Raw genomic sequence first — 25690 nt, 5'->3', positions numbered from 1 at the left:
TGTCCGAAAACAGATTTAGTCGAAAAATACTTATTTTTACCCATCGTTATTTGAATTTTGCAACTCTAAATTACGATGTTTTTTAAGAAGCCATTAATTTGGCTTCTTTTTTATCGGACAACAATGATTTCGAATTGAATTTTATCATTGTATTGGAAAGTAAATTTAGGGTTAATTTATAGGATTTCGACGAATTGATATCGTTTATTGATGTTAATTAGTGAAATTTGCACAACTAAAAATTAGGAATATGACAACTATAAATAGAATTTTTATTTGTTTCATTTTAATTTCAATCAATACGATTGCACAAAAACAACAAAAATTATCTTTTCAGGTTGTCCCTTTAGGAGTAAAAGGCGGAATTGACGAAAAAAACCTTTCGGCTTATTTATTGGCACCAATTAATACAAAAGATTATATCTGTCTGGATGCTGGCACTATCAATTCAGGAATAGAAAAAGCAATTGAAAATAAAGTTTTTAAAGTTCCAACAAGTAAAGTATTACGAAAATACATCAAAGGATATTTGATTTCGCATGCACATTTAGACCACGTTTCGGGTTTGATAATTAACTCCCCTGCAGATTCCTCAAAAACAGTGTATGCAACCCAAAAATGTATGGAAATGATGGAAACCCATTATTTTAATGATCAGACCTGGGCTAATTTTGGCGATGAAGGACCTGGTTTTCATATTAAACGTTATCATTTTCAGACTTTAAATATTGGCGAAGAAACTCCAATTACCAATACAGCAATGACCGTAAAAGCTTTTCCGTTAAGCCATGTTAATCCTTATGAAAGCACTGCTTTTTTAATTAGTAATAAGGATAATTATGTTTTGTATCTTGGAGATACTGGTCCGGATGTTGTTGAAAAAAGCAATAATTTAAAAGAGTTATGGACGGCGGTTGCGCCATTAGTTCAGAACAAACAATTAAAAGGTATTTTTATAGAAGTGTCGTTCCCGAATGAACAGCCGGATCAGTTTTTATTTGGACATCTTACACCAAAATATTTGATGGATGAACTTCATAAATTAGAGAAACTGGCGGGTCAAAATTCTTTAAACGGATTTAAAATAGTAATTACGCATTTGAAACCACCAGCTCAAAATATTGTAAAAATTAAAGAACAGCTGAAAACTCAAAATGATTTGGGATTACAATTTATTTTTCCTGAGCAGGGAAAAGATTTTGAATTATAATAAAGCATAAAAAACCCGGCAACGTATTTAATATGTTGCCGGGTTTTACATTTGGAATAAAATAGCTACAAATCAAATCCTAAATTAACACCTAATTTTGAGGCAATGATTTTAGTGATACGTTGTTTCAATTCCGGTATTTTGATGCTTTCGATCACGGCATTTGAAAATGCGTACATCAATAAAGCCTTTGCTTCTTTTTTTGGTATTCCACGAGACTGCATGTAGAACATTGCGGTTTCATCAAGCTGTCCAATCGTACATCCATGAGAACATTTTACATCGTCTGCAAAAATTTCTAATTGTGGCTTTGCATTGATTGTAGCTTTGTCACTCAATAAAATGTTATTGCTTTTTTGGAAAGCATTCGTTTTTTGAGCTACTTTGTTAACTAAAATTTTTCCATTGAAAACTCCTGTAGAACGATCAGAGAAAATTCCTTTATAATCCTGAAAACTTTCGCAGTTTGGCTGCGCATGATTTACCAAAGTATAATGGTCAACGTGTTGTTTGTCGTTTAGTATTGAAATTCCGTTTAGCGTACTGGTTAATCTCTCACCAAAGTGATAAAAATTTAAGTTGTTACGTGTAATATTTCCCCCAAACGAAAATGTATGTACATAGGCATGACTTTCCTGTTGTTGTGAAACATATGTATTGTCTACTAAATTAGCTTCACTATTATCATTCTGAATTTTATAATAGTCAATAATTGCACGTTTTTGAGCAAATATTTCTGTAACCGAATTGGTTAAAACCGGATTTTCATTCAAACTCTGGTGGCGCTCAATGATTTGTACGTGTGAATTTTCACCCACAATAATCAGGTTTCTTGGCTGAACCATTAAAGCGGTTTCGTTTCCTGTAGAGAAATGCATAATCTCAATTGGCTTATCCGCAACTTTTTTCTTTGGTATATTAATAAACGCACCTTCAATGGCAAAAGCAGTATTCAACGAAGTCAAACTGTCGTCTTTGCTTGCAATCTGATTAAAATAGGTGTCAATAACCATTTTATATTTAGGTTTTGTCAATGCTGATGACATCAGACAAACATCTATTCCGTCGTGTGTTGTAGAAGATAAATGCGAACTAAAAACACCGTCAATAAATACTAATTTATAAGTATCAATTTCGTGTAAAAAGTATTTTTTTACCTGATTAAATTCAATTGCATTTTCTTTTTTTGGAAAAACCGTAAAGTCATTTTTTAGGATGGCGTTTAACGATGTATATTTCCAGGCTTCTTCTTTTTTGGTTGGAAAACCTTTATTTTCGAAGTTTTTTATAGCATTTGTACGTATGTCATGCAATTCTGAATGCACATCGACACGCTCTTCAAAGGCCATAAAAGACGATACTAATTTTTCTTTTAAATCCATTTTCTTTTTGTTTCCTTCGGGTTTCAGGTTTAAAGTTTCAAGTTGACCATTGTAACTTAATGCCTTTGAAATCCATTTTGTTTCAGGTTTAAAGCTTCAGGTTTTGACTACTGGAACTTATTTCCTTTGAAATCTTTTTTATTGAGATAAGTGATAAAGTTTTTTATTTTACCACTTAAATTTTCATAATCTGTTTTTAAAATTTCGAATTTTTGTTCTGAAATATATTCAAAATCAAAAACTCTATAAAGCTGAGATCTTGTTTCTCCGGCGGAACCTTTTGCGATAGATAAAAATTGTCTAAACTCTAAATTTCCATCTCTTTCAAAACCTTCAGCAATATTATCCATTACAGAGCCAGAAGAATTTTTTATTTGATTTTTAAATCTCAGATCTGATCTTAACTCTGTTTGAACAGCAATAAGATGAATCTCTTTTGATAATCGTCTTGCTTCTTTCCAAATTTCTAAATCCTCAAATCTATTAATTGTTGCCATAATTTCTGTTTTAATTAATTTAAGCTTAAACTTACAAAATGTACTTTAACTTGAAACTAAAAAAACATTAAACCTGAAACAAAAATTTAATTCTCCGCTTTAATCCAGTCGTATCCTTTTTCTTCTAGTTCGTAAGCCAGTTCTTTTCCTCCTGATTTTACGATTCTTCCGTTGTAAAGAACGTGAACGAAATCCGGGACGATATAATCTAACAAACGTTGGTAGTGTGTGATAACGATAATTGCATTTTTTTCGCTTTTCAATTTGTTAACTCCGTTAGCCACAATTCTTAAAGCATCGATATCAAGTCCAGAATCGGTTTCGTCAAGAATAGCTAATTTTGGTTCTAACATTGCCATTTGAAAAATTTCATTTCTTTTTTTCTCTCCTCCGGAAAAACCTTCGTTTAAAGAACGAGATAAAAATTTACGGTCTATTTCCAGCAATTCAGATTTCTCACGAATTACTTTTAGCATTTCATTAGCCGGCATTTCTTCCTGACCGTTTGCTTTGCGAGATTCGTTGATGGCAGTTTTCATGAAGTTTGTTACGCTAACTCCTGGAATTTCTACAGGGTATTGAAACGAAAGGAAAACGCCTTTATGTGCTCTTTCTTCAGGAGCTAAATCAGCAAGATCTTCACCGTCAAGGAAAACTTCTCCGTCTGTAACTTCATAGTTTTCGTTTCCTGCGATAACTGCAGAAAGTGTACTTTTTCCGGAACCGTTTGGTCCCATGATAGCGTGTACTTCGCCAGCTTTAACTTCTATATTAATTCCTTTTAGGATTTCTTTATCACCAATTGAGGCGTGAAGGTTTTTTATACTTAACATGTTATTTTTGTTTAAAGTTTAAAGTTTAAAATTCTCCAGATTTGCTGAACATTTCTACTTTAAAGTCTTTCGTATTTAAATATGATATTATTTATTTTCAATTTAGGTTTTAAGTTTCTTTTGAAACTCTTTTTAACCCACAGATCCTTCTAAAGAAATCTCTAATAATTTTTGAGCTTCAACAGCAAATTCCATTGGCAGTTTATTCAATACATCTTTACTGAAACCGTTTACAATTAAGGCAATCGCTTTTTCAGTCGGAATACCTCTTTGGTTGCAATAAAAAACCTGGTCTTCTCCAATTTTACTTGTAGTGGCTTCGTGTTCTATTTTAGCTGATGGATTTTTACTTTCGATATAAGGGAAAGTATGCGCGCCACAATTATTTCCCATTAAAAGGGAATCACATTGCGAAAAGTTTCTTGCATTCTCAGCTCTAGGGCTAATTTGTACTAATCCACGGTAACTGTTTTGTGATTTACCAGCCGAAATACCTTTAGATATAATAGTCGATTTCGTATTTTTACCTAAATGGATCATTTTTGTTCCGGTATCAGCTTGTTGGTAATTATTGGTAACGGCAATTGAATAAAATTCTCCTACGGAATTGTCTCCTTTTAATACACAAGAAGGATATTTCCAGGTTACAGCAGAGCCTGTTTCTACTTGTGTCCAGGATATTTTAGCGTTTGTTTCGCATAAACCTCTTTTGGTTACGAAGTTGTAAACGCCACCTTTTCCTTCTTTGTTTCCAGGAAACCAGTTTTGAACGGTAGAATATTTAATTTCTGCATCATCCAAAGCGATTAATTCAACAACAGCAGCGTGCAATTGATTTTCGTCTCGACTTGGTGCAGTACAGCCTTCAAGGTATGAAACGTAACTTCCTTCATCGGCAATGACTAGTGTTCTTTCAAATTGTCCAGTTCCTGCCTGATTGATTCTGAAATATGTTGAAAGTTCCATTGGGCAGCGAACACCTTTTGGTATGTAACAGAAACTTCCGTCAGAGAAAACCGCTGAGTTTAATGCTGCGTAGAAGTTGTCTTTTTGAGGTACTACGGTTCCTAAATATTTTTTAACTAATTCAGGATGTTCTTTGATAGCTTCAGAAATAGGGCAGAAAATAATTCCTTTTTCTCCTAATGTTTTCTTGAAAGTAGTAGCCACAGAAACAGAATCGACCACAATATCCATGGCAACATTGTTCATCATTTTTTGTTCATCTACAGAAATTCCTAGCTTTTTGTACATCTCTAAAAGTTCAGGATCTACGTCGTCCAAAGTTTTGTTTGGATCTACTTGTTTCGGGGCGGAGTAGTAAGAAATGGCCTGGAAATCAGGTTTTTCATAGCGTACATTTGCCCATTCCGGCTCGATCATTTCTTTCCACGCACGAAAAGCATCTATGCGCCATTCAGTCATCCATTCCGGTTCTTCTTTTTTAAGAGAAATAGCTCTTACAATTTCTTCGTTTAAACCAATAGGAAATGTTTCAGATTCTATATTGGTATAAAATCCATATTCATATTCTTTGGTTTCAAGTTCGATTTTTAAATCGTCTTCGGTGTATTTTGACATTTTTTTTTATTGAAAGAGTTAAAAACTGAAGGATTTAGAATTAAAAAAACACTTTCGTAATCTTTCAAACACTTCAGCCTTTTCAATCATTTAATTATTAAAGAGAGAATGATTCCCCACAACCACAAGTTCTGCTTGCATTTGGATTATTAAAAACAAATCCCTTTCCGTTTAATCCTCCGGAAAACTCTAAGATTGTCCCGGCCAGATAAAGAAATGATTTTTTTTCCACTGCAATGGTTATGTCGTTGTCTACAAATATTTTATCGTCTTCGCCTTTGGTTTTGTCAAATTTTAAATCGTATGACAAACCAGAGCATCCGCCACTTTTCACACCTACACGTACGTAGTCATGTGCGGCATCAAAACCATCATCATTCATCAAATCGATGATTTTCTTTTTGGCTGTATCAGAAACTTTTATCATTGTTTATCGTTTTTGTTTTATTTCGTATTTTAATCAGAATTCAATATAAATACTTTATTTTATAAATCGCTGGATTTCAATGCTGAAATTAAATTATCTGCAAAGATACGACTTAAAAACCTTTTTCCATAATGGTTCACATTATTATAACAAATGTGAAAATAGATATAACTTATTTTGATGCATGATGCCTATCGCTACTTATTTTAGTCTTATTAAAATACTTGTCAACTGTTTACTAAATAAAGGAATAGTGAGAACCACATCTTTTATACATCAAATTTTTGACAACTTTAAATTGAATTTTAGGAATGCAAAAATTGAATTTCCTAGCTTTGTTTAATATTAGAAATTCAAATTCATGAAACTTTATCCAATAGAATCGGGAAATTTTAAATTAGACGGAGGTGCCATGTTTGGAGTTGTACCCAAAACAATCTGGAATAAAACCAATCCTGCCGATGGGAATAATTTAATTGATATTGCTGCTCGTTGTCTCCTTATCGAAGATGGCAATCGCCTTATTTTGATAGATACCGGGATGGGAAACAAACAATCTGAGAAATTTTTTGGCTATTATTCGTTATGGGGTTCACATTCTATAGATAAATCATTGGCCAAATATGGTTTTCACCGGGATGATATTACAGATGTTTTTATGACTCATCTGCATTTTGACCATTGTGGCGGAAGTGTGCAATGGAATGCCGCTAAAACCGGATATGAACCCGCATTCAAAAACGCTAAATACTGGAGTAACGAAGATCATTGGGAGTGGGCAACAAAGCCAAATGCCCGTGAAAAAGCTTCTTTTTTATCAGAGAATATTTTACCCATGCAGGAAAGTGGTCAGCTTTATTTTATTGAAAGACCAAATAGTAATTTTGATTTTTCGGAAGAATTGGGATTCGGTATTTTTTATGCTGATGGCCATACCGAAAAGCAAATGATCCCACATATTCAGTATAAAGATAAAACAATAGTTTTTTGCGCTGATTTATTGGCAACTGCCGGACATATTCCGTTGCCTTATGTTATGGGATATGATACACGTCCTTTATTGACAATGCCGGAGAAAGCAAAATTTTTGAATGCAGCCGCAGATCAGAATCATTATTTATTTCTGGAACACGATGCACATAACCAGATTATAACAGTTGAACACACCGAAAAAGGCGTTCGGCTAAAAGAAGTATTTACTTGCGAAGAGATCTTATAAGAACAAAAAGCTAAAACCATATTTTCAAACAACTGAAAATATGGTTTTAGCTTTTTGTAATAATTTTCTTTTTAGTCAACTATTATTTTCTTAACAATAGTTGCGCCTTCGTTTTCTAAATAAATGTAATAGATTCCGTTTTGTAATCCTGCCAAATTAATAGTATTATTATTTAAACCATTAGCAAACTTAGTTGTTGTTATTAGTTTTCCCAGTGTATCATATACACTTGCTTTTTCAAGAGTACTATTGTCAATATGTAATTCTCCTTTTACAGGGTTAGGGTAAACCGCTATTTTGTCAAAAGCTGTTTCTTTTATTCCTAAAGTGGAACAACTTAAACTATAAGTCGCAGTAATATCTTTAGATGTAGGCCAGTTAGTGTTTGAATAGGAAACATCATCTACGTCAATACAATTTAAATTGGGGTTCGAATTACATTTTAAATCTGTTAACAAAGAGTTTTTTCCGTTTTTTAAATTAAGACTTATTAATTGGTTAGAATAACAATGTAACCTATCCAAAGCGGTGTTATTAGAAAGATCTAATGTCGTCAATTTGTTAGAATGGCAATCTAAACTTTTTAAAGCTGTGTTTTTAGAAAGATCTAATGTTGTCAATGATCCGGAAAAACAGGATAAATTTTGCAAAGCGGTATTCATAGAAAGATCTAATGTTGTCAAAGGATTGTATATACACTGTAAATACACCAAAGCGGTGTTATTAGAAAGATCTAATGCTGTTAATGGATTTGAATTGCAGGTTAATTGTATTAATGCGGTATTTTTAGAGAGATCTAATGTTGGTAATTGATTGTTATCACAAACAAAAGTTTTTAAAGCAGTATTTTCAGACAAATCCACTGTTGTTAATTGATTATTATCGCAAGTTAAATTTTCCAAAAAAATATTTTTAGAAACATTTAATGTTGTCAACGAGTTATAGGAACAAGTTAAATCTTTCAAAGCTATGTTTTTAGAAAGATCTAATGTTATAAATGAGTTAGTATGACAATCTAAAGTTTCTAAAGCGGTATTTTTAGAGAGATCTAATGATGTTAATTGGTTTGATCTGCAATATAAATATATCAAAGCGGTATTTTTAGAAAGATCTAATGTCGTCAATTTGTTATAATGACAATGTAAATATTTCAAAGACACAAAATCCTGAATGCCCGTCAAATCAGTAATTGAACTATTTGAAACATCAAGAGAAGTTAATTTATCAATATTACTAGTAAGCACCTGACCATCGGTAGTTCCGGAATCAATACCAAGGGCAATCAGTTTGTTTTCAAAGTTAACATCCGGGATAGAAGTGTATTGGGCATAAATTGCAAAATTTGCTAATAATAGCAATAAAAGTAGTTTTGGCTTCATAAAATATATTTTAAGATTTGGAGATGCAATTATACAAATTTGTAAGTTATTTTTTGTTTAGAATACTCACTTTATTTTAAAATTCATAACACAGTGTTAATGGTTCGTTTTTTGTAACAAAAAAGCATAATTTAGTCCCATCTTTAACTTTACATTATATTAGGTACATGAGTAATATAAAACCTCTCAATTTATCTGCTTTTGCATTACTTGTTTTAGCAGGCTGCAGCGCAACTTTGCAGGCGCAAGTTTCAACTCAAAAAGAATTTATAACCGCTCCTTCAGCCATTGTAAAAAAAGCAGCAGTTACAGAAAATGAATTAAAAAGATGGAGTCATCTGGATTTAATTAAAGATTCAATTCCGGGAATGAGCGTAGATAAGGCTTATGCTGAATTACTGCAGGGAAAAACAGGTAAAAAAGTAATTGTAGGAATTGTAGATTCAGGAGTTGATATCGAACATGAAGATTTGCAGAGAATGATCTGGACAAATCCAAAGGAAATTCCGGGTAATGGAATCGACGATGACAAAAATGGTTATATCGATGATATTCACGGATGGAATTTTCTGGGAGACTTAGTAAACGAAAATCTTGAAATGACCCGTATCGTTAAAAAAGGCGACGACGGTTCTGAACAGTATAAAAATGCTTTGGCACAGTATACTGAAAAATACAATAAAGCATTAAAAGATAAAGAACAGGTCGATTTTTTAATGGATGTCCACAATACTTTAAAAACGGCACTCAATAAAACGACATATAAAGTTGAAGACCTGAGTACAATTACTTCAACTGATCCTAAAGTGGCTAGAAGTAAAATGGTAATGGCGCAAATTTTTACAAATGCCGGATCTACATTTGACCCGGAAACTGAATTGTCAGATTATAAAGAGCACGTAGATGATGAGCTAAATTATAACCTGAATAAAGATTTTGACGGAAGAAAAGTTTTAGGGGATAACGCAGAAGACATCAAAAACACTAAATACGGGAACAATATAGTTTTTGGTCCCGATAAAGAAAAAGCACTTCACGGAACACACGTTGCCGGAATTATTGCGCAGGTTCGCGGTAATAATTTAGGCGGAGACGGTGTTGCTAATAACGTTGAGATTTTGACGGTAAGAGCAGTACCCGACGGAGACGAATATGATAAAGATATTGCTTTGGCAATTCGTTATGCTGTAGACAATGGGGCAAAAGTAATCAACGGAAGTTTTGGAAAAAGTTTTTCACCTCATAAACAATGGGTTTACGATGCGATAAAATATGCCCAGAAAAAAGATGTATTAATTGTACATGCTGCTGGTAATGACGGTTATAATATCGATGAAAAAGAAAACATCAATTACCCAAATGATTCTCAGGATAATGTCAAAGAATTCGCTGATAACGTTATCACAATTGGAGCAATTAATAAAGGATACGGAGAAAATGTAATTGCAGATTTTTCTAATTTTGGAAAAATAAATGTAGATGTTTTTGCTCCGGGAGAAGAAATTTATGCAACTGTTCCCAATAACAAATACAAATATTTGCAAGGGACTTCAATGGCTTCTCCAAATGCAGCCGGTGTTGCGACCTTAATCCGTTCTTATTATCCAAAATTAAAAGCAAAACAGGTAAAACAGATTTTGATGGACTCTGGAGTGATGCTTCCTGCAACAGTAGCCTTAGGAGAAAGTAATGATATTAAACCATCATCAGAATCCTCTAAAACCGCAAAAATGGTAAATGCTTACAACGCATTATTAATGGCTGAAAAAATGTCCGCAAAATAAAAGTTTATCGTTTAAATTAATCAAACTGCAAGTTTACAGGTTCGCTTTGTAAACTTGTAGTTTTTTAAATACCACTTAAAATGAAAAAAATTATCCTTCTTTCTTTTTTGAGTTTTGGATTTCACACTTCCTTTGCTCAAAATTCTTCATACTGGCAGCAGCACGTCGATTATAAAATGGAGGTGGCAATGGATGTAAAAAACTATCAGTATAAGGGGAAACAAGAATTGATGTACTCCAATAATTCTTCGGATACTTTAAAAAAAGTATATTACCACTTATTTTTTAATGCGTTTCAGCCCGGAAGCGAAATGGATGCCCGCCTGCATTTTATCAAAGATCCTGACGGAAGAATGGTGACAAAAGTAAAAGGCGCTGATGGAAAAGAAGTAAAACAAAGCCGTATAGAAACTTTAAAACCAAACGAAATTGGATTTTTAAAAATTACAAATTTCAAACAGGATGGTGTAACGGCTCAGACAAGAGTTTCAGGAACAATTTTAGAAGTAACTTTGGCCAAACCAATTTTACCAAATTCTAAATCTACTTTTACCTTAGATTTTGATGGGCAGGTTCCGGTACAGGTTCGTCGTTCCGGAAGAAATAATTCTGAGGGAGTTGAACTGTCTATGTCACAATGGTATCCAAAATTAGCTGAGTTTGATTTCGAAGGCTGGCATGCAGATCCTTATATTGCAAGAGAATTTCACGGAGTTTGGGGAAATTTTGATGTAAAAATTACTATAGACAAAGCGTACACCATTGGTGGTTCAGGATATTTACAGGATAAAAATACAATCGGTCACGGTTATGAAGATGAAGGTGTAAAAGTAGTTTATCCTAAAAAAGCCAAAACATTAACCTGGCATTTTATTGCACCAAACGTACACGATTTTACATGGGCAGCCGATAAAGATTATACCCATGATATTGTAAAAGGGCCAAACGATGTTGATTTGCATTTCTTGTACAAAAACAATCCAAAAACAACTGAAAATTGGAAACAATTAGAGCCTTTAATGGTTAAGGTGATGGATTACTACAATCACAAAATAGGAGCATATCCGTATAAACAATATTCCTTTATTCAGGGTGGTGATGGCGGAATGGAATATGCAATGTGTACTCTAATGCTCGGAAACGGAACCCTTGAAGGAATCCTGGGAACGGCAACCCACGAATTAGGACACTCCTGGTTTCAGCATATTTTGGCGTCAAACGAATCAAAACATCCATGGATGGATGAAGGTTTTACAACTTACATCGAGGACAGCGCTTTGAATGAATTAAAAGGGGATAAAAAAGAAGTAAATCCGTTTAGCGGAAATTATAAGGCTTACTATAGCTTAGTAAATTCAGGAAAAGAGCAGCCACAAACTACTCACGGAGACCGTTATGATGAAAATCGTCCTTACAGTATTTCATCTTATGTAAAAGGAAGCATCTTTTTGTCTCAATTAGAATATGTGATTGGGAAGGAAAACGTGGATGCTACGCTACACAGATATTTTGATGATTTCAAATTCAAACATCCAACGCCTAATGATATCAAAAGATCTGCCGAAAGAGTTTCAGGTGCTGAATTGGACTGGTATCTGACAGATTGGGCACAAACCACCAATACAATTGATTACGGAATTGCAGCCGTTGCTGATAATTCAGGAAAAACAACAGTTACTTTAGAGAGAATTGGAAGAATGCCAATGCCAATTGACCTCAAAATTGATTATACAGACGGAACGACAGAGACATTTTATATTCCGTTACGAATGATGAATTTCATCAAACCAAATCCAAATCCAAACGTAAAAAGAACCGTTTTAGAAGATTGGGCCTGGGCGCAATCCAACTACAGTTTTACAATGGATAAAAATAAAACAGCGATCAAAAAAATCACCATAGACCCAAGCGGATTAATGGCTGATGTAAAATCGGCTAATAATATTTTTGAAGTGAAATAATCTTTGGATTAGAATATAAAAGTCCCGTTTAAAATTGCTAAACGGGATTTTTTCATTTTAGGATAGTGCAGTGTTACCTCAAATGCTCCAGCATATCTTTTGTCATCGATTCCAAGTCAAAGGTATGTTTCCATCCCCAGTCTTTTCTCGAATCAGCATCATCAATACTTGCAGGCCAGCTGTTCGCAATTTTTTGACGGAAATCCGGATTGTAAGTGATCTCAAATTCCGGAATATGTTTTTTGATTTCAGCAGCAATTTCAGTTGGTGTAAAACTCATTGCGGCTAAATTATATGAAGAATGAATTTTGATTTGTTCAGCCGGAGCTTTCATAATGTTTATAGTTGCATCAATTGCATCATCCATATACATCATCGGCATTTTGGTTTCTGAAGATAAAAAACATACGTATTTTTTATCAGCAATAGCCTTATGAAAAATATCAACAGCATAATCTGTAGTTCCGCCACCCGGAGGAGTCGACCAGCTGATTAAGCCCGGATAGCGAATACTGCGAACATCGACTCCATAAATATTATGGTAGTATTCGCACCACCTTTCGCCGGCCTGTTTACTGATTCCGTAAACGGTTGAAGGTTCCATAATCGTGTATTGAGGTGTATTTTCTTTTGGGGTTGTGGGACCAAAAACGGCAATACTGGAAGGCCAGAAAATCTTTTGAATTTTTTTGGCTTTGGCCAGATTCAAAACGTGGAATAATGAATTCATATTCAAATCCCAGGCAAAGGCAGGATTTTTTTCAGCTGTAGCTGATAAAAGTGCCGCCATTAAATAAATGTCTGTAATATGATGAATTTCTACCAGATGTTCGATTTGATTAAAATCCAAGGCATTAATCACTTCAAACGGACCGGAATTAACCACATCTGTATTTAATTTTCGAATATCAGAAGCAATCACATTTTCTGTTCCGTACAATTTACGCAGTTTCTGAGTAAGTTCTGTTCCAATTTGACCACAAGCACCAATGATTAATATTTTTGGATTCATTTGAATAGGTTTAGATAGCAAATATAATTTATTCGCAAATAAAGACTGTTTTTATAATGTTAAATTATGGATTTAATAATAATAAAGACTATTTTTTGATTTATTTTCTTTCGTAAAGCTTTCTTAAATTGGAGAAAAATGCTTCTAAATCAAAATTCATAATTGTAAATTTACTTTGTAACTTTGTCGCTTAATGTTTTACCAGATGAAATCGCCATCAACAAAAATTGGCAGACAAACATTGAAAAATAAAAGGCGATAGCATAGGGCATTAAAAAATAAATTTTACATATATGAAATACAAAATAGCTCTTTTTCTACTTTTAATTTTTATGTTCAATTCCTGTCAGAATGAAAATGAAAAACGTCTTGAAGAAAACAAAAAAGAAGTAAAAAGGAAAGAAATCATTTTTAATAATATAAATAAAGAATGGTCGTTTATTGATGAACCAATCAATGAAATATCAGAAAAAAATGTAAACGACTGGAAAGAATGGCGCGAATTTTTGAAAGAACTGGGCGGAAAACCAAGAAAAACTATTGGTGCTTTCCAAAAAAAGTCTGCTTCAATTGCTAAAAAGGCAATGGCATTAAACGATAATATTCCGTCACAATTCAATCAGCCTCAAATCAGAAGCCGAATTTCTATTTTGATTACCAAAGTAAAAATGATGGATTTGTTTATTCATTTGCAGAAAATTCCGGATGAAAAAGTTACTTTTTTAATTGGCGAAATCAATAAAGAACTGGTTTCATTACAAAGACAAATGGATAAAATTGTAGAAAAAAGCAAAATTCCACAAGAAGAAGGAGAATCAGATTTTTTAAGAATGTTAGACACTGCGAGGGCTATCCCGAATTCGATGCCGCCAATAGATCAAAATTTGCCAAAAGTTGAGTAAAAACGCCTTATATACTACCTATGATAATCTGCCAAAAGCACAGCAGATTGCATCAAATTTACTGGAAGGAAATCAAGTAAAAATGCATCTCAGCGGTTTGCTGGGATCTGCTTTTTCATTTATAATCCGTTCTGTTTTCAAAAAAACCGAACTGCCTTTTTTAATAGTTTTAGACAATAAAGAGGAAGCGGCTTATTATCTAAATGATCTCGAACAAATGATTGGTGAACAGGATGTTTTGTTTTATCCGGCTTCATTTCGCCGACCGTATCAAATTGAAGAAACAGATAATGCCAATGTTTTGCTTCGTGCTGAGGTTTTAAACAGAATCAATTCCCGTAAAAAACCAGCCGTAATTGTTACCTATCCGGAAGCGCTTTTTGAAAAAGTGGTAACACGTCAGCAATTGGATAAAAACACTTTAAAAGTTGCTTTGAACGATAAAATTTCGATCGATTTTATCAACGAAGTCTTGTTTGAATACGAATTCAAAAGAGTCGATTTCATTACAGAACCCGGCGAATTTTCAGTTCGTGGAGGAATTGTCGATGTGTTTTCTTTTTCAAACGATCATCCGTACCGGATTGAATTCTTCGGAAACGAAGTAGACAGTATCAGAAGTTTTGATGTCGAAACGCAGTTGTCTGTAGAAACCCACAAAAAAATCACAATCATTCCGAATGTTGAAAACAAGATTTTTCAGGAAAACCGTGAAAGCTTTTTAGATTATATTGCCGAAAGAACCGTTCTTTTTATTCAAAATACAGACGGACTTTTTAGTCAGTTAGACAAACAATTTGCAAGGGCAGAAGAAGCTTTTGAGAAACTTTCTACAGCAATAAAACACGCTGAACCCGAGCAATTATTCTTAAATCAGGCTGCTTTTATAAAACGGGCTTTGGATTTTTCGATTGTAGAACTTTCAAAACCGATTTTTAAAACAACCCAAAAGTTCGAATTTCACATTCAGCCTCAGCCTTCCTTCAATAAACAATTTGATTTATTGCTCAATAACTTAAGCGAGAATCATTTTAACGGATTCAAGAATTATTTGTTCTGTTCGAATGAAACGCAGGCAAAACGGTTTCACGATATTTTTGAAACCTTAGACGAAGCCAATTCAGAGAATATCCGAAAACAATATCATACAGTAGTGCTGCCTTTGTATCAGGGTTTTATCGATGAGGAAAACCAAATAACGGCATACACCGATCACCAGATTTTTGAGCGCTATCATAAATTTAACATCAAAAACGGCTATTCTAAAAAACAGAATATTACGCTAAAAGAACTGACCGCACTCTCCGTAGGCGATTATGTAACGCATATCGATCACGGAATCGGAAAGTTTGGCGGACTGCAGAAAATTCAGGTCGAAGGCAAAACCCAGGAAGCTATAAAACTCGTTTATGCTGATAATGATATTGTGTATGTAAGTATTCATTCGCTTCATAAAATTTCAAAATACAACGGAAAAGACGGAACTCCCCCCAAAATATACAAATTAGGTTCGAACGCCTGGAAGCTTTTAAAACAAAAAACCAAAGCGCGCGTCAAACATATTGCGTTCAATTTGATTCAGCTGTATGCAAAACGACGTTTAGAAAAAGGGTTTCAGTTTGCGCCTGACAGTTATCTTCAGAACGAATTAGAAAGTTCGTTTATTTACGAGGACACGCCAGATCAGACTAAATCGACAGCAGAAGTAAAAGCCGATATGGAAAGTGAACGCCCAATGGATCGTTTGGTTTGTGGTGACGTTGGTTTCGGAAAAACAGAGGTTGCCATTCGTGCTGCCTTTAAAGCCGTTGACAATAGTAAACAGGTTGCTGTTTTAGTTCCGACCACTATTTTGGCTTATCAGCATTACCGAACTTTTTCAGAACGATTAAAAGATATGCCGGTTACAATTGGGTATTTAAACCGATTTAGAACTGCAAAACAAAAATCGCAAACGCTCAAAGATTTAGCCGAAGGAAAACTCGATATTGTCATCGGAACACATCAATTGGTCAATAAAAATGTCGTTTTTAAAGATCTTGGTTTATTGATTGTCGATGAAGAACAAAAGTTCGGAGTCAATGTAAAAGACAAGCTCAAAACAATAGCTGCAAATGTCGATACGCTCACATTGACCGCAACACCAATTCCTAGGACATTGCAGTTTTCGTTAATGGCAGCGCGCGATTTATCCGTTATTACAACGCCTCCGCCAAACCGTTATCCGATTGAAACCAATGTCGTTGGTTTTAATGAGGAAATTATCCGTGATGCAATTTCGTACGAAATTCAACGAAACGGACAAGTTTTCTTCATCAACAACCGAATCGAAAATATAAAAGAAGTGGCAGGGATGATTCAGCGTCTGGTTCCAAATGCCAGAGTAGGAATAGGCCACGGACAAATGGACGGTGCCAAACTCGAAGAATTGATGTTAGGTTTCATGAATGGAGATTTTGACGTTTTAGTGGCTACAACCATCATCGAAAGCGGATTGGATGTTCCAAATGCCAATACGATTTTCATCAATAACGCCAATAATTTCGGATTATCAGATCTGCACCAAATGCGTGGACGGGTTGGACGAAGCAATAAAAAAGCATTCTGTTATTTCATCTGCCCACCGTATTCATCCATGACCGAAGATGCCAGAAAACGTATTCAGGCTTTAGAGCAGTTTAGCGAACTCGGAAGCGGTTTTAATATTGCGATGAAAGATCTTGAAATTCGTGGAGCCGGAGATTTGTTAGGTGGAGAACAAAGCGGTTTTATTAACGAAATAGGTTTTGATACGTACCAAAAAATCATGAACGAAGCCATTGAAGAATTAAAAGAAAACGAATTCAAAGAGCTGTATCCTGAAGAAAATGACATCGATACCAAAGAATACGTAAAAGACATTCAGATCGATGCCGATTTTGAATTGCTATTCCCGGACGAATATATCAATAATGTCTCGGAACGGTTGGTTTTATACAACGAATTAGGTGCAATAAAAGACGAAACCGGTCTAAAGGAATTCGAACGAAAACTAATTGACCGTTTCGGTCCCTTACCCAAACAAGCCGTTGCATTATTAAACAGCATCAGAATAAAATGGATTGCAACCAGAGTCGGAATCGAGAAACTGGTACTGAAACAAGGCAAAATGATTGGTTATTTTGTCTCAGACCAACAATCGGATTACTATCAATCGGTGAAATTTAGAAATGTTTTAAATTTTGTGCAAAACCAAAGTTCACTCTGCAAAATGAAAGAAAAACAAACCGTAAACGGATTACGTTTATTACTGACTTTTGAAAACGTAAAATCAATCAAACGTGCTTTAGAATTGATGGAGTTGTTTGAGGAATAATCGTTTATTGCTTTAGAAGCCGATAATATTTTCATTAGGCCATAGTTTCGCTTTCCTTACAAACGAAGTTCACTGAACTCCAACAAAATTAAGTGAAGTAATCTTTTATGCCGTACACCGGCATAAAAGGATTTTAAGTCCTATCCGGGTTAAGTGAGAGGCTCTTGCTTTCAAAATAGACTACTCAAAAAAAAAATCACCCCGGAAAGGTGATTTAATTGGTCAATTGGTTTTTTGGTTTAGATAGTATCATCATGAAGCCGGAAAAAAGAATCGCATCATTGTAATCCTTTGTCTCTTTGGTTTCTGATAGGTATTTTTATAAATAGCCGACTCCTTGGTGGGTTCTCGCTATTGTCTTCTGATTTCTGTATCAAATTAATTTTAAGTTATTCGAATGCTACTATTACAATACAATTGTAGAGGTAGGATTTAGTTTGATATAGCAAATATATAAAAATATTTTTCGTAATTTTTAATATATAAAAAAACTTATTTCATTTTTTTATACCAATATATTTTGAATAATTAAAATTTAAGTCTTACTTGTTGAGATATTATAAATACCGAGGGTGTGTTTTAAATGATAAATCAAATGTTTTTAGGGAAAATAAAAGAATATTTTGCCAGACAGATTTAACCAATTATCATACTACTTATTCTTCGATCTTCTTAAATTTGTACTATGTCAGAAACTCCGGTTTATCGAAAAATAATCCATGTTGATATGGATGCTTTTTATGCTTCGGTAGAGCAAATGGACAATCCTGCGTTGCGGGGAAAAGCTATCGCTGTTGGGGGTTCAGAGAATAGAGGAGTCGTTTCGGCAGCAAGTTATGAAGCCAGGAAATTTGGAGTTCGTAGTGCTATAAGTGGTGTTTTGGCCAAAAAATACTGTCCCGAAATTATATTTGTACGTCCTCGTTTTGATCGTTACAAAGAAATCTCGTCTAAGATTCATAAAATCTTTCATGAATACACTGATATGGTTGAACCGCTTTCGCTCGATGAAGCCTATCTTGATGTAACTCAAAATAAAAAAGGAAACCCGAGTGCCTCTTTATTGGCTCAGGAAATCAGGTTACGAATTTTAAATGAAGTAGGGATCACAGCTTCTGCCGGAATTTCTATAAATAAATTTGTAGCCAAAATTGCGAGTGATTATAACAAACCCAATGGGCAGAAGACGGTAAATCCTGATGAGGTGATTCCTTTTTTAGAAGATTTACCGATCAGGAAATTTTATGGGGTTGGAAAAGTTACCACAGAAAAAATGTACCAGCTGGGAATTTTTACAGGATTAGATTTGAAAAGCAAATCGCTTGAATTTTTAGAAAAGCACTTTGGTAAATCAGGGAAATTCTATTATCATGTGGTTCGCGGTATTCATAACAGTGAAGTAAAACCTTCACGAAACACTAAGTCTGTTGCCTCAGAGCATACCTTTGATGTTAATCTGACATCCGAAGTTTTTATGCTGGAACAACTTGAAAAAATTGCAGGCTCCTTGGAAAAACGGTTAAAAAAATACAATGTTTCAGGAAAAACGGTCACGCTTAAAATTAAATTCAGCGACTTTACGCAACAAACAAGAAGTAAAACTTTGCCTTATTTTATTGCTGATAAAAGCTTAATTTTAGAAACTGTTGAGGAGCTATTATATCAGGAACGAATGAAAGATTCAGTCAGATTATTAGGCATTTCTCTTAGTAACCTCAATACAGAACAAAAGAAAGCGGTAGTCGTGCAGTTAAAATTTGCTTTTTAGATCGATTTTAAAGTATTAAATATTAAAAGCATAAGATTTCAGAAAATATTTGACTAATTTTAGATTAAATTTTTTTTATGAATTCTGTAAATCTTCATTTAGACCTTATCGATGGATCTAAGGCAAATTTAAATTGCAACTCTGTTCCCATACTTTGTTGGGATTTTCATTATGAATCCTTAAATGATCTTAAAATATATTCTTCTGATGCAAAAAAGATCAAAAATATTTCCCGTCAATTTAAATGGAATATAACGGATTTAAATATCAATGACCGCTTGAAAAATCAGGTTGTATTAATTACTGATTTAGAACAAAAAATAGTTTTTGCTTCAGAGGGTATTTATGCAATGTCAGGTTATACAGAGAAAGAAGTCTTAGGGAAAAAACCAAAAATGTTTCAGGGGCCTATGACTTCGGCTTTAGTTTTAAGAGAAATTAGAGGTGCAATCGAAAAACAAATTCCTTTTGAAAAGACCATTTTAAATTATAAAAAATCTGGAGAAACTTATGTTTGCAATATTCAAGGTTTTCCGGTTTTTAATATAAGTGGAAAGATATCACATTTTATAGCCTTTGAAAAAGCAGCATAAAAAAAGCCTTTTTGAATTTTCAAAAAGGCTTTCGTGTTTTATATGAAAAGAATTAATCTTTGCTTGATATTTTGGATAACAATCTTAAGAATTCAATATACAACCAAACTAATGTAATCATAAGTCCCATAGCTCCGTACCATTCCATAAACTTTGGCATTCTTTGTTGTACTCCTTTTTCGATTTGGTCAAAATCTAAAAACAGGTTTAATGCAGCAACAATAATTACAAAAACACTAATTCCGATACTCATCATCGAATTTCCATGATGTACAGGAGTGAAACTTGTGAACATTGAAACTAACCAGGAAATTAAATAATAAGTTGCGATCGCTAATGTTGCTGCAATAACAACTGATTTAAATTGTTCTGTAACTTTTACAATCTTAAATTTATATAACCCTAGACAAACTAAAAAGGTAACTAAAGTTGCTCCAACAGCGTTAATTACAATTCCTGGAAATCTGGTTTCAAAAATTGCCGAGATCCCTCCAATAAATAAACCTTCGAATAAAGCATAACCCGGAGCTAAATAAGGAGACGCCTGAGGTTTGAATGCTGAAATTAAAACTAAAATAAATGCAACAATAGCACCACCAATAGTTGGCAACATTGCATTCATTCCGTTAAATGCCATCCACCATGTCAGCATTGCTCCGGCACATAGTAATAAAAACAAAATAGCTGTTTTATTGATTGTCCCTGAAATGCTCATTTCCTGATTGTAATCGATAATTTGTGCTTCGTGTACTTGTTCAGAAGCTTTAGACACAGCATTTGATGAAAAACGCTTGTTACTTAAAAATGGATTTTTCGAATTGAAGTTCATATTTCTAATACATTTATTTGTATTCAAATATAAGCAGTTTTTTTGATGTTCAATTATTTCAGTAAATTTTTAACATGATTTTTTCTTCTGAATAAATTCATCTTAAAAAATAAAATCCATCCTTAGTGGGGATGGATTTTTATGTATTTGGATTGAAAACCTGTTCTAATTTAATAAATCTAAGACCAATGATGGAAATAGACCTAAAATAATGTTCAGGGCAATCGAGATCATTGCGACAGCATAGATAAGAAATGGTTTTCCGGTACGTTCCTGATTTGGTTCTTTTGAATACATAGCCAATATCAGTTTGAAATAATAACCAACACTGATAATAGAATTAATAACAGCTACAATTACAACAGCGATATGACCAGCCTGAATCGTCTGGTTAAACAAAAATAATTTGGCAAAAAAACCGGAGAAAATAGGAATACCGGCCATTGATAAAAGCGAAGCAGTAAGAATTGCTGCCAATAAAGGATTTGTTTTTCCTAAACCATGAAAGTTTGTGATATCTTCGTTATGCTGATTTTTGCACACATACAAAATAACACTAAAAGCAGCTATTCCAGCCAAAGCATATGCTGCAGTGTAGTATAGTAAAACACCTGCTGAAGTTGCTACAGTTAAAAAAGTCATTAACATAAAACCTGCATGAGAAATTCCAGAGAAAGCCAGCATACGTTTTACATTTGCCTGACGCAATGCCATAATGTTACCAACGGTCATTGAAGCAATTGAAATAAAGATAATAATATTCTCGAAAGTACTTAAATGGTCTTGATTTTCTAATGAAGGAATAAAATTTAATGACGAAATTAATTTAAAAAGAGTAGCAATTGCTACTACTTTTGCAAGTGTACTCATTAAAGCAGTTGTCAATGCAGGAGAACCTTCATACACATCCGGAGCCCAAAAGTGAAAAGGAACTGCGGCTATTTTAAATAACATTCCGATTGTTACTAAAACCATTCCGATTGGGAACCAGACAGGCAATTCGGCAGATAATGAATAGGTGCTGATTTCGACTACATCAAAACTTCCCATAGCTCCATAGATCAAACAGATACCGAATAAAATAATCCCGGATGCGAATGAACCCATCAAAAAGTATTTCATTCCTGCTTCGTTGCTCTTCAGATTCAAACGCTCACTTGCAGCGAGGACATACAATGCGATTGATAAAATTTCGATGCCTAAGAAAAACATCGCCAAGTTTCCAAAAGAGACCATTGCAACTCCTCCGGCTAATAAAAATATTTTTATAGCAACAAAATCTGAAATTTTAGTGGGGTGATTTTCATAAAAATTATGACTTAAGGCCACAAGAAAAATCGTCAATACAATAAATAATGATGAAAAAGTAGTAGAAAATCTACTCACCATAATCATATTATTGTAATAACTTTCTGTTGATCCAAACTCACAAAAGTTAAGTGCCAGGACACCCAATAAACCTAAAATGGTAAATGGAATAATGCCTTTTCTAAAGTTTAGAATTTCAAACAATAGGCAAAAAATACCCAATCCTGTTATAGCTATTAATGTATTCATTTTTGTTTTTTTGATTTAGGAAATCTAAAACGCCCTAATTTATTTTTATAAAATCTTAATTTTTATTGATAACGTTTAAAATCGTTTCTAAACTTGGTGTGATTAAATCTGTAATTGGTTTAGGATAAAATCCGAAGAACAGCAATACACCAATAATAACCACTAATGAAATCCCTTCGTTAACAGAAACATCGGCAAAAGTTTTCGGGTTGGTTTCTCCCAACATTACATTCTGGAACATTTTCAGCATGTAATACGCTCCTAAAATAATAGTACTTCCGCCTAAAACAGCAAACCAGATATTGATTTGGGAAAGGCTATACAAAACAGTAAATTCTCCAACAAAATTAAAAGTACCCGGTAAAGCTACTGAAGCTAAAACCAAAATTAAAAACATAGAAGCAAATTTTGGAGACTGCGAGCGAATGCCTCCCATCTCTGAAATATTTCTTGTTTCGTATCTTCTAAAAATTATTTCGGCAGCGTAGAATAATCCAACCACAACAAAACCGTGAGCGATCATTTGTAAAACGGCTCCGCGTAAGCCATCAAGAGTTAAGGTATAAGATGCTGCAGCAATTAATCCCACGTGGGCTAAAGAAGAATAAGCTAATAATTTCTTTACATCTTTTTGTCTTAAAGCTACAATAGATCCGTAAATAACTCCTGAGATTCCAAGAGCGATAAAGATATTCATATACTCTTTTGCAGCTAGTGGTGCAATTGGCAATTGCCAGCGAATTACACTGTACAATCCCATTTTAAGCATGATACCGGATAAAAGCATAGTTCCAACAGTTGGTGCTTTTTGGTATACATTTGCCTGCCAGGTGTGAAAAGGTATAATTGGAATTTTAATAGCGTACGCTAAAAAGAATGCCAGAAATATCCAAAGTTGCTCACAAGCAGATAATTCTACCTTGTACAAATCTTCAATTAAAAAGCTGCCATTTGCTTTTTGCGATAAATAAATAAAAGCAACGAGCATAAATAAGGAACCGGCAAGTGTATAAATAAAGAATTTAACAACTGCTTTTTTCCGTTCCTCAAGATCACCATTACCCCAAATTAAAGCAATAAAGTAAATTGGAATAAGTGCTAACTCCCAGAAAATGTAATATAAAAGACCATCTGCAGCAAGGAAAGTCCCTGTCATTGCAAAAGCCATAAATAAAATTAAAGCATAAAAACCTTTAGCATTTTTATATTCATTTCCGAAAGAAGAAAATATGATAACAGGATTAAGGGCAGCGGTTAATAAAACCATTGCCAGTCCTAATCCGTCCCCATTTAAGGCAAAAGAAATTTTAGGCTGTGTAATCCAGGCATTGATTACGCTGATATTTTCACCAGCGTTATAGTTAGCCAATAATACAATTGAACATCCTAAAGCTGCTAAACTAAAAAGCAATGCAACTTTTGGAGCCAGTTTGTCACCAGAAAAATAAGTGGCAAATGCACCAATTAAGAGTATGATTAATATAGTAGAAACGTTCATAGTTATAAAATTATTGAGCTAAAAATATATAGGAAATAATGGCACACATTCCTAAAACAAAAACAAATAGATATAATCCGATACTTCCAGATTGTAATCTTTTTCCCTGAATAGCAATTTCATTTGCCACTTTGCCAAATCCGAAAACAAGGGCAGATAAACCTGTTTCAATATAATCCCTAAAGAATTTTGATAAAAAGTTTACCGGAGCAACAAACAGTGCATCATAAGCTTCATCAACATAATATTTGTTATATAAAACTTTGCTCAAGCCTGTAATATTTTCATCAGATTCAGGAACATTATCTTGTTTGAAATATTTGATGTAAGCAATTAAAATTCCTAGTAACCCGCCTAAAACAGCAACTCCCATAAGACTATATTCAGTTGCACCTAAATGATGTTCTTCGCCGGCCACTTTCGTGAAAAGCGGAGCAAGATATTCATTTAACCAACTGTGTCCAGGTAAACTGATTAATCCTCCAAAAGCTGCTAAAATAGCTAAGATGATAAGCGGAATAGTAATTAAGGAACCGCTTTCGTGTAAATGATGTTTTTGCTCTTCAGTTCCTCTAAATTCTTTAAAGAAAGTTAAGAACATTAATCTAAACATATAAAACGCTGTCATGATAGAAGCAATAGATCCAATAACGTATAAAGGAATACTATGATGAAAAGCAGTCATTAATATTTCGTCCTTAGAGAAGAATCCAGAGAAAAATGGAACTCCTGAAATCGCTAATGAAGAAATCATCATCGTCCAGAACGTGATTGGCATTGCTTTACGCAAACCACCCATTTTACGCATATCCTGCTCTCCGTGTAAACCGTGAATGACAGAACCTGAACCTAAGAATAAGCAAGCTTTGAAGAAAGCATGTGTGATTACGTGAAATACGGCTACTTCATAAGCACCGAATCCCAACGCTAAAAACATTAGTCCTAATTGTGAAACGGTAGAGTAGGCCAATACTTTTTTAATATCTGTCTGAACTAAACCTATTGTTGCAGCTACTAATGAAGTGATAGCACCAATAATAGCGATTACAGTTTGAACATCTGTTGCAAGGTCAAAAACAAAATTTAATCTTGTTACCATAAAAATACCTGCTGTTACCATCGTTGCGGCGTGGATTAATGCAGAAACCGGAGTTGGTCCAGCCATTGCATCAGGTAACCAGGTGTATAACGGAATTTGAGCAGATTTACCACAAGCCCCTATAAACAAACATAATGCCGCAATAGATATATTCCATACAATTTGAGGCTCATAATGAATCGTTAGAATAGTTTGTTTTAATTCACTATAATCTAGTGTTTTAAAAGTATATCCTAAAATAAACATTCCAATCAAAAGACCTAAATCTCCAATTCTGTTCATGATGAAAGCTTTTTTCGCAGCATCATTATAATCCTGATTTTTATGCCAGAACCCGATTAACAGGTACGAGCAAAGTCCAACACCTTCCCAGCCAATAAACAGCACTAATAAGTTGCTTCCTATTACAAGAGTAATCATAAAGAATACAAACAAGTTCAGGTAAGAAAAGAATTTGTGCATATTCTCATCATCGTGCATATAGCTGATAGAATATAAGTGAATCAAAGATCCGATTCCGGTTACGAAAAGCAGCCAAAGAACCGATAACTGATCTAATAAAAATCCAAGATCAATTTTAAGATTGCTAATCTGAATCCATTCAAATAAAGTCACCTGAATGGCTTTCCCGGTTGAAGAAATCTGATTAAAAAGAACTAGAGTAACTATAAAGGAGATTGCTACAGCAACTGTTCCGATAATTCCGGAAACTGTTTTTCCTAAGCTTTTCCCTAAAAAAACATTGATTAGAAATCCTAAAAAAGGAGTTAAAACTAAAACTAAAGCTAAATTGGTATCCATTTC

At 33.9% G+C, this 25690-nt stretch carries 19 protein-coding genes; 8 read left to right on the top strand and 11 right to left on the bottom strand.

Annotated elements, in window-relative coordinates; all coding sequences use genetic code 11:
• The first annotated feature begins 250 nt into the window (after positions 1–250).
• A complete protein-coding gene (locus DMB65_RS07350; protein WP_110305987.1) occupies positions 251–1210 on the top strand; it encodes an MBL fold metallo-hydrolase in 960 nt (319 codons plus the stop codon).
• A gap of 65 nt (positions 1211–1275) precedes the next feature.
• Here the strand turns inward: DMB65_RS07350 and sufD are convergent, their stop codons facing one another.
• The 5 genes from sufD to DMB65_RS07325 form a co-directional block, all read right to left on the bottom strand.
• On the bottom strand, positions 1276–2592 hold the full coding sequence (gene sufD / locus DMB65_RS07345; RefSeq protein WP_110305986.1) for a Fe-S cluster assembly protein SufD: 1317 nt from the start codon (positions 2590–2592) through the stop codon (positions 1276–1278).
• 107 nt (positions 2593–2699) lie between these two features.
• Positions 2700–3089, bottom strand: coding sequence for a four helix bundle protein (locus DMB65_RS07340; RefSeq protein ID WP_110305985.1), 390 nt, complete (start codon positions 3087–3089; stop codon positions 2700–2702).
• Between the two features lie 86 nt (positions 3090–3175).
• Positions 3176–3922 (bottom strand): Fe-S cluster assembly ATPase SufC, encoded by a 747-nt coding sequence (sufC, locus tag DMB65_RS07335; RefSeq protein WP_110305984.1) that lies wholly within the window; start codon positions 3920–3922, stop codon positions 3176–3178.
• Between the two features lie 132 nt (positions 3923–4054).
• Complete coding sequence (gene sufB, locus DMB65_RS07330) at positions 4055–5503, bottom strand: Fe-S cluster assembly protein SufB (RefSeq protein ID WP_110305983.1); 1449 nt, start codon at positions 5501–5503, stop codon at positions 4055–4057.
• A 97-nt stretch (positions 5504–5600) separates the two neighbouring features.
• On the bottom strand, positions 5601–5930 hold the full coding sequence (locus DMB65_RS07325) for a HesB/IscA family protein (protein WP_110305982.1): 330 nt from the start codon (positions 5928–5930) through the stop codon (positions 5601–5603).
• Positions 5931–6291: 361 nt separating this feature from the next.
• On the opposite strand from DMB65_RS07325, the gene DMB65_RS07320 reads away from it, so the two are divergent.
• Complete coding sequence (locus tag DMB65_RS07320) at positions 6292–7149, top strand: MBL fold metallo-hydrolase (protein ID WP_110305981.1); 858 nt, start codon at positions 6292–6294, stop codon at positions 7147–7149.
• Positions 7150–7220: 71 nt separating this feature from the next.
• Here DMB65_RS07320 and DMB65_RS07315 read toward each other — a convergent pair whose 3' ends face one another.
• Positions 7221–8528, bottom strand: coding sequence for a T9SS type A sorting domain-containing protein (locus DMB65_RS07315; RefSeq protein WP_110305980.1), 1308 nt, complete (start codon positions 8526–8528; stop codon positions 7221–7223).
• A gap of 167 nt (positions 8529–8695) precedes the next feature.
• Here DMB65_RS07315 and DMB65_RS07310 point away from each other — a divergent pair, with 167 nt between their 5' ends.
• Both DMB65_RS07310 and DMB65_RS07305 read left to right on the top strand, forming a co-directional pair.
• The gene (locus tag DMB65_RS07310) at positions 8696–10312 is read left to right on the top strand and encodes a S8 family peptidase (RefSeq protein ID WP_110305979.1); all 1617 of its coding nucleotides are present in this window, start codon (positions 8696–8698) and stop codon (positions 10310–10312) included.
• A gap of 80 nt (positions 10313–10392) precedes the next feature.
• Positions 10393–12273, top strand: a complete 1881-nt coding sequence (locus DMB65_RS07305; RefSeq protein WP_110305978.1) for a M1 family metallopeptidase — start codon at positions 10393–10395, stop codon at positions 12271–12273.
• 73 nt (positions 12274–12346) lie between these two features.
• Here DMB65_RS07305 and DMB65_RS07300 read toward each other — a convergent pair whose 3' ends face one another.
• Positions 12347–13285, bottom strand: coding sequence for an L-threonine 3-dehydrogenase (locus DMB65_RS07300; protein ID WP_110305977.1), 939 nt, complete (start codon positions 13283–13285; stop codon positions 12347–12349).
• Positions 13286–13578: 293 nt separating this feature from the next.
• Between DMB65_RS07300 and DMB65_RS07295 the strand changes: the two genes are divergently transcribed.
• The 4 genes from DMB65_RS07295 to DMB65_RS07280 all read left to right on the top strand — a co-directional run bounded on the left by DMB65_RS07295 (position 13579) and on the right by DMB65_RS07280 (position 19903).
• Complete coding sequence (locus tag DMB65_RS07295) at positions 13579–14187, top strand: hypothetical protein (RefSeq protein ID WP_110305976.1); 609 nt, start codon at positions 13579–13581, stop codon at positions 14185–14187.
• Complete coding sequence (gene mfd / locus DMB65_RS07290; protein WP_110305975.1) at positions 14180–17542, top strand: transcription-repair coupling factor; 3363 nt, start codon at positions 14180–14182, stop codon at positions 17540–17542. The genes DMB65_RS07295 and mfd overlap by 8 nt, the downstream gene beginning before the upstream one ends.
• 685 nt (positions 17543–18227) lie before the next feature.
• Positions 18228–19310 (top strand): DNA polymerase IV, encoded by a 1083-nt coding sequence (dinB, locus tag DMB65_RS07285; RefSeq protein ID WP_110305974.1) that lies wholly within the window; start codon positions 18228–18230, stop codon positions 19308–19310.
• A 77-nt stretch (positions 19311–19387) separates the two neighbouring features.
• Positions 19388–19903, top strand: a complete 516-nt coding sequence (locus tag DMB65_RS07280) for a PAS domain-containing protein (RefSeq protein WP_110305973.1) — start codon at positions 19388–19390, stop codon at positions 19901–19903.
• 52 nt (positions 19904–19955) lie between these two features.
• Here the strand turns inward: DMB65_RS07280 and DMB65_RS07275 are convergent, their stop codons facing one another.
• The 4 genes from DMB65_RS07275 to nuoL form a co-directional block, all read right to left on the bottom strand.
• Positions 19956–20732 (bottom strand): Bax inhibitor-1/YccA family protein, encoded by a 777-nt coding sequence (locus DMB65_RS07275; protein ID WP_110305972.1) that lies wholly within the window; start codon positions 20730–20732, stop codon positions 19956–19958.
• A gap of 165 nt (positions 20733–20897) precedes the next feature.
• Positions 20898–22289, bottom strand: a complete 1392-nt coding sequence (locus tag DMB65_RS07270) for an NADH-quinone oxidoreductase subunit N (RefSeq protein ID WP_110305971.1) — start codon at positions 22287–22289, stop codon at positions 20898–20900.
• A gap of 55 nt (positions 22290–22344) precedes the next feature.
• Positions 22345–23787: a complex I subunit 4 family protein gene (locus DMB65_RS07265; RefSeq protein WP_110305970.1), complete on the bottom strand. Its 1443-nt coding sequence runs from the start codon at positions 23785–23787 to the stop codon at positions 22345–22347.
• A 10-nt stretch (positions 23788–23797) separates the two neighbouring features.
• Positions 23798–25687, bottom strand: coding sequence for an NADH-quinone oxidoreductase subunit L (nuoL, locus tag DMB65_RS07260; protein ID WP_110306002.1), 1890 nt, complete (start codon positions 25685–25687; stop codon positions 23798–23800).
• Positions 25688–25690: the final 3 nt, after the last annotated feature.

It is taken from the genome of Flavobacterium cheongpyeongense, assembly GCF_003202435.1.
GTDB classification, from domain to species: domain Bacteria; phylum Bacteroidota; class Bacteroidia; order Flavobacteriales; family Flavobacteriaceae; genus Flavobacterium; species Flavobacterium cheongpyeongense.
The sequence above is the reverse complement of the archived record's forward strand: the minus strand, read 5'-3'. Positions and strand labels throughout refer to the sequence as shown.

Bases quoted from the DNA above. Each gene is read 5' to 3' on its own strand.
- DMB65_RS07350 (WP_110305987.1), top strand. From the start codon at position 251: ATGACAACTATAAATAGAATTTTTATTTGTTTCATTTTAATTTCAATC.
- sufD (WP_110305986.1), bottom strand. From the start codon at position 2,592: ATGGATTTAAAAGAAAAATTAGTATCGTCTTTTATGGCCTTTGAAGAG.
- DMB65_RS07340 (WP_110305985.1), bottom strand. From the start codon at position 3,089: ATGGCAACAATTAATAGATTTGAGGATTTAGAAATTTGGAAAGAAGCA.
- sufC (WP_110305984.1), bottom strand. From the start codon at position 3,922: ATGTTAAGTATAAAAAACCTTCACGCCTCAATTGGTGATAAAGAAATC.
- sufB (WP_110305983.1), bottom strand. From the start codon at position 5,503: ATGTCAAAATACACCGAAGACGATTTAAAAATCGAACTTGAAACCAAA.
- DMB65_RS07325 (WP_110305982.1), bottom strand. From the start codon at position 5,930: ATGATAAAAGTTTCTGATACAGCCAAAAAGAAAATCATCGATTTGATG.
- DMB65_RS07320 (WP_110305981.1), top strand. From the start codon at position 6,292: ATGAAACTTTATCCAATAGAATCGGGAAATTTTAAATTAGACGGAGGT.
- DMB65_RS07315 (WP_110305980.1), bottom strand. From the start codon at position 8,528: ATGAAGCCAAAACTACTTTTATTGCTATTATTAGCAAATTTTGCAATT.
- DMB65_RS07310 (WP_110305979.1), top strand. From the start codon at position 8,696: ATGAGTAATATAAAACCTCTCAATTTATCTGCTTTTGCATTACTTGTT.
- DMB65_RS07305 (WP_110305978.1), top strand. From the start codon at position 10,393: ATGAAAAAAATTATCCTTCTTTCTTTTTTGAGTTTTGGATTTCACACT.
- DMB65_RS07300 (WP_110305977.1), bottom strand. From the start codon at position 13,285: ATGAATCCAAAAATATTAATCATTGGTGCTTGTGGTCAAATTGGAACA.
- DMB65_RS07295 (WP_110305976.1), top strand. From the start codon at position 13,579: ATGAAATACAAAATAGCTCTTTTTCTACTTTTAATTTTTATGTTCAAT.
- dinB (WP_110305974.1), top strand. From the start codon at position 18,228: ATGTCAGAAACTCCGGTTTATCGAAAAATAATCCATGTTGATATGGAT.
- DMB65_RS07280 (WP_110305973.1), top strand. From the start codon at position 19,388: ATGAATTCTGTAAATCTTCATTTAGACCTTATCGATGGATCTAAGGCA.
- DMB65_RS07275 (WP_110305972.1), bottom strand. From the start codon at position 20,732: ATGAACTTCAATTCGAAAAATCCATTTTTAAGTAACAAGCGTTTTTCA.
- DMB65_RS07270 (WP_110305971.1), bottom strand. From the start codon at position 22,289: ATGAATACATTAATAGCTATAACAGGATTGGGTATTTTTTGCCTATTG.
- DMB65_RS07265 (WP_110305970.1), bottom strand. From the start codon at position 23,787: ATGAACGTTTCTACTATATTAATCATACTCTTAATTGGTGCATTTGCC.
- nuoL (WP_110306002.1), bottom strand. From the start codon at position 25,687: ATGGATACCAATTTAGCTTTAGTTTTAGTTTTAACTCCTTTTTTAGGA.